Here is a 14,556-nt window from a genome sequence, read left to right as displayed (position 1 = left end):
TTCTATTAATAGTCTTTTATTAAGCAAGATCAGTAACCCAATTGCTACTTACTCCTAACCCGTCAGCCAGCTCGCCCACCAAAAATCTAAACGCCCTTGAACTGCTTTACAAAACTCATATCGTTGTTATAGAAATGACGGATGTCATCGATGCCGTATTTAAGCATAGCAATCCGTTCAACACCCATACCAAATGCGAAGCCGCTATACTTAGCAGGATCATAGCCACCCATTTTCAGAACATTTGGATGCACCATGCCGGCGCCAAGGATTTCTAACCATCCGCTTTGCTTGCACAGTCTGCAGCCATCGCCGCCACATTTGAAGCAGCTTACGTCCACTTCAACGCTTGGCTCGGTGAATGGGAAGAAGCTCGGACGAAGACGAATGTCTGTATTCGGGCCGAACATTTCTTGTACGAATTGCTGCAAGGTGCCTTTCAGATCACTCATCCGAATGTTGCTTCCAATAACCAAACCTTCAATTTGATGGAACTGGAAGGAATGCGTTGCATCGTCATCATCGCGGCGGAATACTTTACCCGGGCAAATGATTTTAACTGGAACTTCACCGTTCATAGCCTGCATAGTACGAATCTGTACCGGAGACGTTTGAGTACGCATAAGCAGGTCATCCGTTAAATAAAAGGAATCCTGCATATCACGTGCCGGGTGATTTTTAGGCAGATTTAGGGCTTCAAAGTTATAATAATCGGTCTCCACTTCCGGGCCTTCAGCCACACGGTAACCCATACCAATGAAAATATCCTCAATTTCCTGAACCACTCTGCTAAGCGGGTGAACGCCCCCTTGCTGCATGCGGCGACCTGGCAATGTTACGTCTACTTTTTCAGCCTGTAGACGTTGCTGAGTCTCTTGCTGTTGAAAAGTCTCTTGCTTCGCTCCAATAATCTCCTCAATGGCACTACGCACCTGATTCGCTACTTGCCCGATAACCGGACGCTCCTCAGCACTAAGTCCTCCCATACCACGTAGAACTTCTGTAAGCTCGCCTTTTTTACCGAGATATTTCACTCTTAGGTCATTCAAAACCTGTGGATCCATAACCTCCTGCAACTTAGCCAGCGCTTCAACCTTCAATGCTTCCAACTTCTCTTTCATGGCCGTGTACAGCCCCCTTCAATCATTGTCTAGTTCAACAAAAAAAGGCCTTTCCTCCCGGTAAGGGACGAAAAGACCGTGGTACCACCCTTGTTAGACAAGCTGATCTGTTCCCCTTAAGAGCTTCATTCCCTCTTTTAGCTGGACAGATACCTATCTCACTTTATACAGAAATAACGGTCTGTGACCGGTTTCCCCTACGCTTCCTTACAAGGCAATCTTAAGGAATTCAAGGAACTGCTCCGGAGTGAACTTCGACAGCTCTGTATCCTAGAAACGCTCTCAATCACCGGCGTCTCCTCCCTGTAAGTCAGGCACTGTGTACTCTTCTCCATCACTGCATTTCACAATTCAATCTAATTGTCAGGTATCTCTTTTATGCAAGAGATATGTCTGTTTATTATATGCAAGATCTGTCGTTTTGACAAGTTCAAGCATAATTAGGGCAATTTTTATCTGGCTTTAAGCTGGCTTTAAGGTTCAGAGCCATTTTGGGGACTTTTTTTCAGCTAACGTTCAGCGGAGCTTGATAATTTCCATTATTAAGAAGGCATGGTTGTACTCAATCATAAATCACCTTCAAAATACAAGGACTTTCATACCGGGAGGGAATTACATGCATGCACGAAGAACAAAAGTAGCTGTGATCATACTTAGCGCAGCAGTTCTGAGTCAAGCTTCAGCGTATGGAGCATACGCGGCATCAACTACTACTTCATCCACCAAAACAGCAACTGCCACCACTGTATCCACTCTGGATAAACTCGGCTCGATAGCTTTAAAGAGTAACTTTAGTGTGAAGCTGACCGATGTTGGCTTTTTGACTCAGGATGGCGGCAATATTCTTACATACACCCTCAGCTATAACAATGGGAGCGGAAACAGCATCAATCTTGTGGACTATTTCTCTAAAGTAACTACTGCAGGAGGAACCGTTATCCAAGGAAGCCCAGTAACCAGCAGTGCAACCATCAAATCTATCCCCTCCAAAAGCAGTCAATCCGTAACCTATTACGCAAACGTCGGTAAATCCACATCTTTAAATGGAGTGAAGATTTCAGTATTCGGTTGGGATTTCAGCAGTACTGATTATCAAAAAAAGCTGGGGACCTTCACCTTGCCTGTGGCTTTTTCACAAGCGGTCGCTAGAGGCCAAAGTAAAAAGATAACCTTGAATAATCAGCCCGTAACAACCAAAACAGAAAGTCTGCAAATTTACAAATATAACGGTAAGGTATACGCCAAAGTAGGTGTGAGCTTAACCAATCAAGGAACCAAAGTGCTAAGTGATCCTGGACTTAAGGGATACCTCGCATCTGCAGGAGGATCTGTATTTGAATTAACGCTTGATGATACGAGCAGTAACTACAAAGTACAGCCACAGGAAAAAAAGACGATCTACTACATGACGGAAATTCCCTCTTATATGAAGACAGACAATATGATTCTGCAGTTTGCTGGAGAAGATACCTCATTAAAAATTGCTTTGCCCATCGTCACCTATAACCTTCCCGCTGCTACCACACCAGATCTTGTCGTAGCTAGCAATGTCATCAAGAAGCTTACGATCAACAATAATACTGTCGAGACGCAGTTAAAAAGCGCCAATGTCTATGCCGACAACGGCACCGCGAAGTGGACGCTGCAATTTCGAGTAAAAAATAGCGGCAACAAGGCGATTACTTTGCCTGCTTATGAGTTTACCGTTAAAGCCGCTGAAGGATATAGCTTTCCGTTGGACACGAAGGCTTTCGCAAACCTTACACTCAAACCCCTTGAAGAAAAAATAATTGAGCTCAGTGCAGAAGTTCCGCTAACGATAGCTCAAGGAACGCTACAGCTGCAAATGACTGAACCCGCTGTAGAGGGTAAGATCATTTTTCCTACAGCCTATTATCAGATTCCTTACACACTCCAAACTAACAATTGGCAGGATACAGAATACGCGGTGGAGAACAGTTACGGCACATTTGCTGTCAAGCTTGAGAACATCCAGCGGCTACCTTGGGCAGACAAAGATCAGCTTGTAGCTAAAATCAATATTCGCAACACGAAATCGACCTCTGTGCAGCTTCCTGCATTTACAAGTGTCATTAAAGCTGGTGAGAGTGATATTAGCAGCACTTCCCAAGTCGTCACAGAAAGCACGCAAACCATACTCGGGCCAAATGAATCCGCAGACGTTTATGTCGTGGCCAATGTTCCTTACACCTACCAGTTCAATCAATTAAAAATAACGCTGAAAGAAACCTCCGGCGAAAGCAAAATTAATTTTCTTTCTTTAAGTACAAATCAGTTGGACAGCCGTGTTCAGGAAGTTGCAGCACTAAGTTCCTTCCAAATTGACCTTGAAAGTAAAAAAGCAGAAGTGTTAGAGCGCCGGACAACGGTTTATCAGGGTGCAAGCTCCAATATCATGTACACAGAACTGGAAATGAACAGTGAGGAAACACGTAAATCGGAGCAGGCTCAACTCGTAGCTTATTACAAAACGCCTGACAATCAATATTACGAAGCCGAGGTCAACCAGTCTACCACTTCCACGAGCCCTAACGGAAAAAATCTGGTTACCGTCTGGACTAAGCTTCCACTTGGAGTAGATCCTTCTCAGCTTGTTCTTTATGTCGGTGAAGGGGTATCCGAAGGAAAACTTACGGCTCCTGGCGGGAAATCAACGGGTTATATCAATACGGTGTCACTGGGTCTAAATAATGTTGCGGTGGAGTCAAAAAGTAATCTTTTGGATGTAGAATCGTTCCCTTATAACCTATCCGTTACAAATGCAGTCGCCACCGTCACTGGTGGAAAAGATACGCTAAGCACTGTCCTAACCTACAACCTGTCGAGCAGCACGCTTTACGAATCGGGTACCTATGAGCACAAGCTTGTACTAGAGCTGATCGACCCCTTCGGACAAACGATGGAGAAGACATTAACACTGGGCACAGATCTACCATTAGGGAACTTCAAGTCATACACCACAACATTCACAAGCAATCTTTACAAAACTCTAGGTGGCGGCGCGATCCGATTGAATGTATACGACGAATTCCAAGGTCATCGAAATTTGCTGGGAACTGGGACCTATGTTGTCACTTATCAGGCAGCGTCAACGACTTCAAACAACAATTCCACTTCAAACACCGATTCTAGTGCTAACAATCCATCCGACACTTAGTAAGAGTACGAGGGGTGGCCTAAGTTAAAAGAAATTTGATGATCTATGGAGGAAAGAAATGAAGAAGAAAAAAGTGTTGCTCTGGACCATCGGAGTAGTAGCTGTAGTAACAGCCGGATTGTTGGTGTATACATTTTTACCTGATAAGAGCAGTCAGGCTGCTGAAGTGCCCGTTAATACAGCCACGGTTACGAAGGGCGATATCGTAGTAAATGTATCTGGAGCAGGCTCCGTCACGGCCACTGAAACAGGAAAAGTGAAAACGAAGGACGCTGGAACCGTAGCTGAGGTGCTTGTCAAAGAAGGCGACAATGTGAAAAAAGGTCAGACATTAATTACCTTCGAAGGCGATGATTTGAGCGACAATCTCAAGCAGGAACAAACCTCTCTTACCTCGCTTGAAGAGGATCTTCAGGACAAGCAGGAGCAGTATAAGAAGCTTGCCGTGGCAGGTGCCTCCGAGGATGAATTAGCCAGTGCCAAACGTTCGATTGAAAAAGCGAAAACGGATATCGCTTCTCAAATCGAAAAAATCGCAGCTGTACAAGAGGATATGATCCCTCCAGATCCCCTAACCGCCCCTATTGACGGAACTGTTACAGCAGTTAACATAGCCAGCGGTGAAAAAGCGATGGATGGCTCTGAACTCATCGATATCACCGATTATGCTAATTTAAGCGTCATAGTGCAGGTGGATGAGCTTGATATTCCTACAGTGAAAATAGGGATGCCTGCTACCATTTCATTGGATGCCCTGCCCGACACTGAATTCAAGGGGAGTGTTACTAAGATTGCCAAGGAAGGCACCGTCTCGAACGGAGTCTCCCTCTTCGATGTTACCGTTGGCTTAACCACCTCCGAAGGCGCCCTTGTAGGGATGTCGGCAGAAGTTTCAGTTACAACAGCTGAGAAAAAAGATGTATTAACCGTACCTATTGAAGCTGTTCAAGAAAGAAATGGCAAGTACACAGTTTCTCTCCCTTTAACAGCGGGTTCAGCGGGTTCAGCGGGTTCAGCGGGTTCAGCGGGTTCAGCGGGTTCAGCGGGTTCAGCGGGTTCAGCGGGTTCAACCGATTCCTCAAAAGCCTCTAGTGAGGGCCAAGCACCGATGCCTAGCGGGGCTCCTGATGCTCGCGATGGCGCTATGCCTAGTGGAGCGCCTGATGCTCGCGGCGGTACTATGCCTAACGGAGCAGCTGGCACAAGAAACCGTGGAAATAGTAATCAGCGAACAGTTTCCGTCGAAGTGGGCATCCATGATGAGAGCAGTATTGAAATTGTCAGTGGGCTTAATGAAGGAGACAAAGTGATCATCCCTACTGTCATCTCTACCAAAACAGGTACAACTAGTACTGAGATGCAAATGCAAGGTGGCATGGGCGGTATGGGTGGCACCGGTTTCGGCGGTGGCGGTTTTAGTGGCGGTGGTGGCTTCAATGGAGGTGGTACTGGTGGCACGGGCGGAGCACCTGGTGGTGGCGGAGGTGGCAGTAGATGAGTGCTTTAACACCACTGATCCAAGTCCAGAATATGACCCATGGCTATACTATGGCCGGAGAAACTATGACAGTTCTAAAAAATCTTTCCTTTACAATCGACTTCGGAGAGTTCGTAGCGATTATAGGTCCTTCCGGTTCTGGTAAATCAACACTAATGAACATGCTCGGATGCCTGGATGTATCGGATGAAGGAAGCTATCTCCTAGACGGACAAGAGATTCGTAAGTTATCCGACAACAAGCTGGCAGTTATCCGGAATGAGAAGATCGGCTTTATCTTTCAAAACTTCAATCTCCTCCCCAAGTTGTCTGCTGTCGAGAATGTGGAGCTTCCGCTAATATACCGCGGCCTCTCACATCGAGAACGCAGAGAAACAGCGCAGCAAGCACTCCTTAAAGTTGGTTTGGAGGAGAGAATGCATCACCGACCTTCTGAGCTTTCAGGGGGACAGCAGCAGCGTGTAGCGATTGCGCGAGCTATGGCTGGATCTCCCCCGATTCTACTTGCAGATGAACCTACCGGGGCGCTTGATACGCGAACTGGACAAGAGGTCATGCAGATGATACGAGAATTAAATGAGCAGGGTCATACAATCATCCTAATCACACATGACCTCGAAATTGCAAAGCAAGCTAAGCGGATCATTCGTATTCAGGATGGCAACCTCGTAGAAGATCGGAGGAATGCGAGGTGAAATTATTTCAAAGTATGCGGATGGCTCTAAAAAGTATTTACAGCAGTAAAGTAAGAGCTTTTTTAACGATGCTGGGTATTATTATTGGTGTATCATCCGTTATCATCCTCGTTTCTGTGGGGCAGGGAACTACTTCTCAGATTACGGAGCAGCTTAATGGACTCGGAACAAATCAACTGACGGTAAACATCACTGGCCGTGGGGCTACCACCTCCCTCACCTATGAAGAAGCCTTGGCACTAGGAGATATAGAGGGGATAGAAAATGTAGCTCCTGTGATCAGTGGCAACGTTACAGCCAAGCATAATACTGAGAATGTTAGCGTTACAGTTGAGGGCATTACACCTTCTTATGAGGACGTTAAGGATTTTCATGTACAGTCAGGACGTTTCCTGCTTGATATTGATACGGAGTACCGGCAGAAGGTAGCGCTAATCGGCACAGGTACGGCTGAGGATTTATTCGGCACAGATGATCCAGTAGGCCAAAAGGTACAGCTAAACGGGATCAGCTATAAAATCGTCGGTCTTTTGGAAGCGAAAGGCTCTAGTCTAAGTGGTTCCAACGATGATATCTTATTGATCCCTATAGCTACTGCAGAACGTCAGTTAAAAAGCAAAGGCGTACGTTCCATCACAATTGCGACGACTTCAGCAGACACTGTAGCTACCGTAAAAGATAAACTAGAGAGTACACTGGATGCTAAATTTAATTATGCGGATAATGCTTTTAGTGTCTTTGACTCTCAAGAGATGCTGGAAACTGTAAATTCTACGACAGCTACGCTTTCAATGGCACTTGCGGGAATTGCCGGCATTTCTCTGTTTGTCGGGGGGATCGGCATTATGAATATTATGATCGTATCCGTTAATGAAAGAACAAGAGAAATTGGTATCCGCAAAGCAATCGGCGCCAAAAAGCTCGATATTCTCGCTCAATTCATGATCGAATCCATTGTGCTTAGCGGATTGGGTGGGGTGATCGGTGTTGGCATTGGAGTCGCTGGTAGTTGGTTACTAGGAAAGTACACTTCACTTACAGTATCCATTGCTTGGGATATGGTACTGATATCTTTTGTTTTCTCCTTGCTTATCGGCGTGATTTTCGGAATGATGCCTGCGAACAAAGCCGCACGGCTTCGCCCCATTCATGCACTACGTAACGAATAGTAACTTCAAGTCAGCTGCCACAGTCATTATTATGACTAGGCAGCTTTTTTAACATAACAGAACGCATATTTTTGGGGCTGAGCTGGGTATCATTTACGAAGGCGTTGGGTATTAGGATTTATGGATTTGAATATAGATAAGGCAATAGGCCCATACCATAATCATTTAAATTTTTTATTATTGATATTTATTTGAGGAAGCGATTGCTCTATAAGTAGGACGTCCTATATACTTGTTGTACTACAAACTGCGATCCACACACAATTTATCTTTCCCATGCCTCAATTCCCACTATGTTACAACACCTCTTTTTTTTACATAATTACTCTCAACATCTTTGCCTGAAAATAAAACACGCCTGCCACAAATGGAAGTTCCGCAGGTTATAGTTAGCAGCAATAAGATTTGTTAAACATCTTATGCGGGGAGAAGATGACCGTGGCTGGATTTTTCGATATCAAAGTAACACGCAAACTAATCTTTATTTTCGCTGCGATCTCCATTCTACTGGTTGGAATTAGTGTAGCTTCTTTACTCTATCTAAATCACACCATTAACAGAATGTCAGATTCTTTATATGAAGATGTATTTGAGAACTCTGAGCTCATACTGAGCGCTGATCGTGATCTGCATCAAGCCGCAATCGCTCTCCACTCCTCCATGAGCTCGAACCTCACTGACGCTGAACGTGATCAGTTCATTCAGGAATTTAAGGACAATAATCAACAAGCACAAGAACGGGTAGGCCTAGCAAGTTCAGACATCAAATCTATCAACAAACCCTACAGTGATTTGAAACAGGCAAATATACTTACTGAATTAGAGAACGAGCTCCATGCCTTCGAAACATCCCTAGTCCTATGGAAGAGTACAGGAAGTAAATTGATAGCTGAACGGATGCAAATCGGATGGGACCCTGCTTCATATCATGCTGTAAGTCTGAACATGCAGTTAAATGAAGTCAGAACTCATCTAGATCAATCAGAAGACCTGATAGACACCTACGCTTTACAAGTAACAGATGGGTTCCAAGATAAAAAGAGTGCACTCTTTGCGCTATACTCATTGGTCTTCTTTATTCTGCTTCTAGTTATTATTTATCTGGGTCGCAAAATCATTTGGCTCAAAAATGAAATGCTGGAGGAACAAACACTCTATCAGCTAATCGGTGAAACCATGTCTGACTTTATTATTTTGACTGATCCTAACGGGTTGATACTATATAGCTCCCCTTCACATTCAAGTATTCTCGGCTATGTTCCTAAAAAGGGTGACCCACTCTCCAACTACATTCGTGAACCGGAAATTGCTTGGGCTAAACTAAAGAGTGTCGTTCAAGGAACCCCTCGTATCTCAGAGCTACGAATGCGTGGAGCTGAAGGGCAATGGGTATGGCTGGAAACGAAGGTGTCGCCTGTTCGGGGAAGCAATAATTTCCCAGCACAATTTATGTTAGTGTCCCGTGAAATTACACAACGGAAGCAATACGAAGAACGATTACATAAGCTAGCCTTCTATGATCATTTAACCGCGATTCCCAACCGTGCTCATTTCAAAATGTACATGGAGAATCTCATCAACCAACCCGAGGAACGAAGAAAGAATATTGCACTCGCATTGCTGGATTGTGACAGATTCAAGCAGTTAAACGATACCTTAGGACATCTGGCTGGAGACGAATTTCTCCAACTGCTCTCTCGAGAGCTTTTGCAAACGGTTAAAGGTGTAGGCCAGGCGTTCCGGATTGGCGGTGATGAATTCGCGGTGGTACTGCACCGATTTACCTCTCCAGAAATGTTAGATGAAATGCTACAACGGTTGCTTAAGTTATTCAACAAATCTTGGTCTATTGACAATGGATCTAGCTTCCACACCTCCGCAAGTATTGGTGTAGCCCTATTTCCTGAGCATGGAGGCAGTATTAATGAACTTCTGCGTGCCGCTGATCTAGCTATGTACCTTTCCAAAGATCATGGAGGGAATGAAGCTAATCTCTACTACGAGCTTTTAGATGTAGGTTTATCCAACCAGATCATCGGAAAACCATAAGATCAACAAAAAGAGCTGTTCCGGGGTACAACTAACCCTGAAGCAGCTCTTTTTTATTTTTCAACTGGTTAACTGCAAATGATCATCTGAGATCCCATCATTCTCCTGATCACGATCTATAACCATGACCTTGATCAGCTCGTCATCCTTGGAACAATCAATGAAGCGATCGCCATCCCCATCTTTCTCTTCCCAGTCATTAAGTCGTAATATATACCCGATAGAATCGGTATCTGGCAACACCTCAATTCGTGCGACTGCACGCCCATCCTCCATATACCGAAAGTCGCATTGTCCATCCTGAATTCCTGTATCCCAAACCCAAAGATTCCAGCCTTGATATTTCCCATCTGGCCGTTCATAGTGTACTTCGATAATTTTGGACCGCGGTGCTGGCTCACCACATTCATCATAGAGCACCATCATCGACAAGCCTTCAATTTCCACCTCGCTACCTGCGACCTTCCGGAATGCTTCTGTCCCCGCTCGGGTATGATCCACTACCACGTTCCAACCGTTATTAGCTTCAGGAAGAGATAGCTTTACTCGATCATTATTGGCATTAAAGATGACTGTTATATTGTTCCAGAAGTCGCCTCCTGCATGATTTCTAAGCAGGTACGACACGATCCCCCCATCACAGCGCAGAAATTCCAGCGAACGCTCAATTTCCTGCCGACCATGTAGACGAAATGCCGGATGTGTACGCCGCAGTTCGATCAAACCTTTATAATATTGAAATACAGGCTTAAACATACTCTTCATGTTCCAGCGGATCGCGTTAATCGTATCACCGCTACGATAGCTATTATGATCTCCAAATTTACTGCGCAGTAGCTCATCACCGGCATGCAGGAATGGAATCCCTTGCGAGGTCAGGATGATTCCATTTGCAAGTAGGGATCGGCGCACGGTCTCATTGCTAAGAATATTCTCCAGATCTACATTCACGTAAGGATTAGCCCGTGAAACGGCATCCTGAAATCCCCCTTGAACGGTAAGCACCTTATCCCATAAATTCAAATTGTCATGGGCCGTTACATAGTTCACCGATTCCACTGGGGAGTCTGTAAATTCGTGGATGGCTCCTTTGATTCCGGCTGCAATAGCCCCTTCTTTGCCGTATTCCCCTGTAATGAATCCCCGTCCCCATCCATCACTATCACCTTTGATCGCGGAACGAAAGTTATCATTGAAGACAGCATATCCTTTCCCCCGCTGCACACCTTTTAGCGTCTTTGTTGCCAGTGGAGAATCTCCACCTGTCCAAGGTTCGCCATATAACAGCAGATTAGGATTCACCTCAAGTCGAAGCTCTTCCGTTATTTCACGCATGGTCACACTATCCATCAGACCCATAAGATCAAATCTGAAGCCATCAATATGATACTCCGTAGCCCAGTAGGACAACGAATCCTTAATATATTTGCGTACCATCGGACGCTCTGTAGCCAGCTCGTTACCAACTCCCGAGCCATTAGATAAACGTCCCAAGAAATCACGGCGATAGAAGTAATCTGGGACAAGCGGCTCGAAGGGGCCCTTCTCCACAGCGTACGTGTGGTTGTAAACCACATCCATAATCACTGAAATCCCACGACTATGCAAAGCCTGAACCATTTCTTTAAATTCCCGGATCCGTAGACCTGGATCGGTAGGATCAGTGCTATATGATCCTTCCGGTACATTATAATGCTGAGGATCATATCCCCAATTGTAGTCGGTATGTTCAATGGACGAACCACGCTTTATTACACTTAACTCATCTACGGTCTGGAAATCAAACACGGGCATCAGATGTACATGGGTGATACCCAATTCAACAAGATGATCAATACCTATTGCATTTCCTTCCGGATCTCTTAAGCCAAATTCGGTAAATGCTTTGAATTTGCCCTTATAGTACATGCCAGAGCTCTCATGTGAGGAGAAGTCACGCACATGCAGCTCATAAATAACCGCGTCTGCAGGATGCTGCAATGGAGGAGAAACGTCCTTCTCCCAATGCTCTGGATGGGTCCTACGCAAATCAACGATTGCTGTTCTTAAACCATTTGCCGATACGGCTGTTGCATAAGGATCTACTGCTTCCGTCACATTTCCATCAGCAAATACAGCACGGTACATATAATATTTCCCTTTTAAATCACCTGATAACTTAGTCTGCCAGACTCCGCCGTTCTGACGCTGCATATATATAATACGCCCACTATCTGTAGAGCTCGGATCAAATCCAATGTTACGTTGATTTCCATCTGTTTCGTACATAACTAGAGATACAGCAAAAGCAGTAGGTGCCCAAACTTTAAATACACTGTACTCCACCGAGTACGTCAAGCCCAGGTCTTTACCTTCATAGACCTCTAACATTAATTCTGTATTTATAACATTTTTACTCATGAGTTAACACCATCCTATGGCTCCCTGGCTAACTTATAGGGATGCTTATAAGTCCAAATATTTCCAATTTAGATCATATTAATACTTGCACAGCTCTGCAAGTCGGTAAAGGAGTATAAACTTTCTATGGATTCATACTATTATTATATGTAAGACATATTTACAGGTTTGGGTTCCTTACCGACTTTATACTCATCACTATTACTATCGGCATAGACATCTGTGCAATAAAGCAAATAAAAAGTGAATTTAATTATTCTAAATTGAGTATAACGCTCACGTATGAACTTAAGCCAACGTAAGAAATAAAATTATCGATATACACACAAAAAAACCGACCTCCAAACATCGGAAGTCGGTAATAGTAGTTGGAACGTTATAAAACGTTTAACGGAGTAATGCATATGGAAATAGTTAGTTAGTGATGCTTTGAACAAGTGCAGCTACTTCTTCAGCAGTGCCAAGTTGCAATGCTTTTGCAGCCAGTTCCTTCATGTCGGCAGCCGACAATTTAGAAATTTGACTACGTGCTGGTAGAATTGACGTTGCACTCATACTGAATTCATCAAGGCCAAGACCTAGTAAGAGTGGAATCGCTGTTGCGTCCCCAGCCATCTCACCGCACATTCCTGTCCATTTACCTTCTGCATGCGCTGCATCAATTACATTCTTGACCAGACGCAGGATGGCCGGATTGTATGGCTGATACAGGTAAGACACCCGTTCATTCATACGGTCAGCAGCCATTGTATATTGAATAAGGTCATTCGTACCAATACTGAAGAAATCAACTTCCTTTGCGAACTGGTCAGCCAGTACAGCAGTGGAAGGAATCTCAACCATAATGCCGAGCTGAATGTTGTCAGATACTTCCTTGCCTTCTTCACGAAGCTTCGCTTTCTCTTCAAGCAGAAGATCACGAGCTGCACGGAATTCACCAAGTGTTGCGATCATAGGGAACATAATGCGAAGATCCCCATGAACACTTGCTCTCAGTAAAGCACGCAGTTGCGTACGGAAAATATCTTGACGATCCAGACAAAGACGAATCGCACGGAATCCTAAGAAAGGATTCATTTCCTTTGGAAGATCCAGATACGGAAGTTCTTTGTCGCCACCGATATCAAGTGTACGTACGACTACCGGTTTGCCTTTCATATTCTCAAGCACAGTACGATAGGCGTTATATTGAATTTCCTCAGAAGGCAGCTTATCGCGGCCCATGTATAGAAACTCAGTACGATACAAGCCTACACCTTCGCCACCATTCTCAATTACACCATTGACATCGTTTGGTGTACCAATGTTAGCCGCCAGCTCCACGTGCTTACCGTCTGCAGAAATCGTTGGTTTATCACGAAGTTTCTTCCACTCTGCAATTTGCAAGTCGTAAGCTTCCTGCTTGCGAACGTACTCTGCCACTTCTGCTTCACTAGGATTAATAAGAACGTCACCGTTCAGACCATCGACAATCACTAGATCCCCAGAATTCACTTCTGTCATGACATTCTTAGTTCCAACTACCGCTGGAATTTCCAAAGAACGTGCCATAATCGCGGAGTGTGACGTACGTCCACCAATGTTTGTTGTGAAGCCTTTAACATACTTGCGATTTAGCTGTGCTGTGTCAGAAGGTGTTAAATCCTCAGCGATAACAATAACCTCTTCATTGATTTCTGCAGGACTAACATAATGAATACCCAGCAAGTGGTTCAGCAGGCGTTTGGTCACATCACGCATGTCAGCTGCACGTTCTTGTAAGTAAGCACTCTTCATGTTTTCGAACATTTCAATGAATTGTGTAGCTACTTCGTTTAGTGCATAGTCCGCGTTAACCGATTCCTGACGAATTTTATCAATTACGGGATTAATCAGCTCAGGGTCCTCAAGAATCAGCAGATGGGATGCAAAAATCTCTGCTTTCTTCTCTCCTAGTTCTGCTAAAGTACGCTCTTTAATGGTCTGCAGTTCAGCACTTGATTTAGCAAGTGCGTCATTCAACTTGGCGACTTCTGCTTCAGGATCACTGATACTAGTTTTTGTAATTGTATAATCCGGATGTTTCAGGATAAAAGCACGGGCTACTGCAATCCCTGCTGAAGCCGCGATTCCTGAAATTTTATTCATGGATTTCCCCTAGCCCTTCTTTAATCATTACATCAGAAAGTGCGCTCAGAGCTTCAGCTTCTTCGCTACCTTCAGTAATCAGAGACAAAGTGTCTCCAGCTTCTAGACCCAATGACAATACGCCAAGGATAGATTTCAATGTAACTTTTTTGCCTTTTGCTTCTGCATAAGCTTCTGTACCTTTGAATTTCGTAGCTGTATTTACCAAGGCAGTTGCCGGACGTGCGTGAATTCCATCTTCATCGATAATTCTGAATGTTGTTTGCATAATATTATCCAACTCGCTTTCTTTTAATAGAATATTTTTAAATTTATAGTG

9 protein-coding genes and 1 other annotated feature are annotated in these 14,556 nt (G+C 44.4%); of the genes, 5 read left to right on the top strand and 4 right to left on the bottom strand.

The window, feature by feature from the left end:
- Positions 1-86: 86 nt before the first annotated feature.
- Positions 87-1,121: a phenylalanine--tRNA ligase subunit alpha gene (pheS, locus tag MKX60_RS27425; protein ID WP_076300018.1), complete on the bottom strand. Its 1,035-nt coding sequence runs from the start codon at positions 1,119-1,121 to the stop codon at positions 87-89.
- 60 nt (positions 1,122-1,181) lie between these two features.
- Positions 1,182-1,468, bottom strand: a binding site (T-box leader).
- 269 nt (positions 1,469-1,737) lie between these two features.
- Between pheS and MKX60_RS27420 the strand changes: the two genes are divergently transcribed.
- The 5 genes from MKX60_RS27420 (at position 1,738) to MKX60_RS27400 (ending at position 9,710) form a co-directional block, all read left to right on the top strand.
- Entirely contained in the window at positions 1,738-4,299 is a 2,562-nt protein-coding gene (locus MKX60_RS27420; protein ID WP_341061544.1) for a hypothetical protein, read from the top strand.
- 58 nt (positions 4,300-4,357) lie between these two features.
- Entirely contained in the window at positions 4,358-5,797 is a 1,440-nt protein-coding gene (locus MKX60_RS27415) for an efflux RND transporter periplasmic adaptor subunit (protein WP_341061542.1), read from the top strand.
- A complete protein-coding gene (locus MKX60_RS27410) occupies positions 5,794-6,492 on the top strand; it encodes an ABC transporter ATP-binding protein (protein WP_341061541.1) in 699 nt (232 codons plus the stop codon). Before MKX60_RS27415 ends, MKX60_RS27410 begins: the two co-directional genes overlap by 4 nt.
- A complete protein-coding gene (locus MKX60_RS27405) occupies positions 6,489-7,661 on the top strand; it encodes an ABC transporter permease (protein ID WP_143764050.1) in 1,173 nt (390 codons plus the stop codon). Before MKX60_RS27410 ends, MKX60_RS27405 begins: the two co-directional genes overlap by 4 nt.
- Positions 7,662-8,099: 438 nt before the next feature.
- A complete protein-coding gene (locus MKX60_RS27400; protein WP_076284233.1) occupies positions 8,100-9,710 on the top strand; it encodes a diguanylate cyclase domain-containing protein in 1,611 nt (536 codons plus the stop codon).
- 60 nt (positions 9,711-9,770) lie between these two features.
- Here MKX60_RS27400 and pulA read toward each other — a convergent pair whose 3' ends face one another.
- The 3 genes from pulA to MKX60_RS27385 all read right to left on the bottom strand — a co-directional run bounded on the left by pulA (position 9,771) and on the right by MKX60_RS27385 (position 14,505).
- The gene (pulA, locus tag MKX60_RS27395) at positions 9,771-12,110 is read right to left on the bottom strand and encodes a type I pullulanase (RefSeq protein ID WP_341061540.1); all 2,340 of its coding nucleotides are present in this window, start codon (positions 12,108-12,110) and stop codon (positions 9,771-9,773) included.
- A 414-nt stretch (positions 12,111-12,524) separates the two neighbouring features.
- The gene (ptsP, locus tag MKX60_RS27390) at positions 12,525-14,237 is read right to left on the bottom strand and encodes a phosphoenolpyruvate--protein phosphotransferase (RefSeq protein ID WP_149645821.1); all 1,713 of its coding nucleotides are present in this window, start codon (positions 14,235-14,237) and stop codon (positions 12,525-12,527) included.
- Positions 14,230-14,505 (bottom strand): HPr family phosphocarrier protein, encoded by a 276-nt coding sequence (locus MKX60_RS27385; protein WP_042131974.1) that lies wholly within the window; start codon positions 14,503-14,505, stop codon positions 14,230-14,232. The genes ptsP and MKX60_RS27385 overlap by 8 nt, the downstream gene beginning before the upstream one ends.
- Positions 14,506-14,556: the final 51 nt, after the last annotated feature.

The organism is Paenibacillus sp. FSL R5-0914 (genome assembly GCF_038004525.1).
GTDB lineage: Bacteria > Bacillota > Bacilli > Paenibacillales > Paenibacillaceae > Paenibacillus_AQ.
The sequence above is the reverse complement of the archived record's forward strand: the minus strand, read 5'-3'. Positions and strand labels throughout refer to the sequence as shown.

What these genes read in the sequence shown, in the direction of transcription:
- MKX60_RS27410 (WP_341061541.1), top strand. Translation starts at nt 5,794, where the DNA reads ATGAGTGCTTTAACACCACTGATCCAAGTCCAGAATATGACCCATGGC.
- ptsP (WP_149645821.1), bottom strand. Translation starts at nt 14,237, where the DNA reads ATGAATAAAATTTCAGGAATCGCGGCTTCAGCAGGGATTGCAGTAGCC.
- MKX60_RS27420 (WP_341061544.1), top strand. Translation starts at nt 1,738, where the DNA reads ATGCATGCACGAAGAACAAAAGTAGCTGTGATCATACTTAGCGCAGCA.
- pheS (WP_076300018.1), bottom strand. Translation starts at nt 1,121, where the DNA reads ATGAAAGAGAAGTTGGAAGCATTGAAGGTTGAAGCGCTGGCTAAGTTG.
- MKX60_RS27385 (WP_042131974.1), bottom strand. Translation starts at nt 14,505, where the DNA reads ATGCAAACAACATTCAGAATTATCGATGAAGATGGAATTCACGCACGT.
- pulA (WP_341061540.1), bottom strand. Translation starts at nt 12,110, where the DNA reads ATGAGTAAAAATGTTATAAATACAGAATTAATGTTAGAGGTCTATGAA.
- MKX60_RS27415 (WP_341061542.1), top strand. Translation starts at nt 4,358, where the DNA reads ATGAAGAAGAAAAAAGTGTTGCTCTGGACCATCGGAGTAGTAGCTGTA.